The organism is Burkholderia sp. AU16482 (genome assembly GCF_002223285.1).
In the GTDB taxonomy this organism is placed as follows: Bacteria; Pseudomonadota; Gammaproteobacteria; order Burkholderiales; family Burkholderiaceae; genus Burkholderia; species Burkholderia semiarida.
Genome location: NZ_NKEY01000025.1, coordinates 1 through 506, shown reverse-complemented (window position 1 = coordinate 506; position 506 = coordinate 1). Strand labels below are relative to the sequence as shown.

Annotated in this window: 1 protein-coding gene; it reads left to right on the top strand. The window is 66.4% G+C overall.

Annotation, left to right across the window (positions count from 1 at the left end; translation table 11 throughout):
• Nucleotides 1–506: aminotransferase class III-fold pyridoxal phosphate-dependent enzyme (locus tag CFB35_RS33965; RefSeq protein WP_143328787.1), on the top strand; the 506-nt coding region annotated here is incomplete at both ends.

Genomic DNA, 506 nt, shown 5'->3' with positions numbered 1-506 from the left:
TGGCGCGTGCAGGGCAAGCCGCAGAAGAAATACGTGATCTCGCGCAGGAACGGCTATCACGGCTCGACGATCGCGGGCGGCACGCTCGGCGGGATGGGCTACATGCACGAGCAGATGCCGTCGAAGGTCGAGCACATCGTGCATATCGACCAGCCGTATTTCTTCGGCGAAGCGCAAGCCGGCGAGACGCCCGAAGCGTTCGGCCTCGCGCGCGCGCGGCAGCTCGAAGCGAAGATTCTCGAACTCGGCGCGGACAACGTCGCGGCGTTCATCGGCGAGCCGTTCCAGGGCGCGGGCGGCGTGATCTTCCCGCCGTCGACGTACTGGCCGGAAATCCAGCGGATCTGCCGCAAGTACGACATCCTGCTGGTGGCCGACGAGGTGATCGGCGGGTTCGGGCGCACCGGCGAATGGTTCGCGCATCAGCACTTCGGCTTCGAGCCGGACCTGATCACGATGGCGAAGGGCCTGACGTCGGGCTACGTACCGATGGGCGCGGTGGGCAT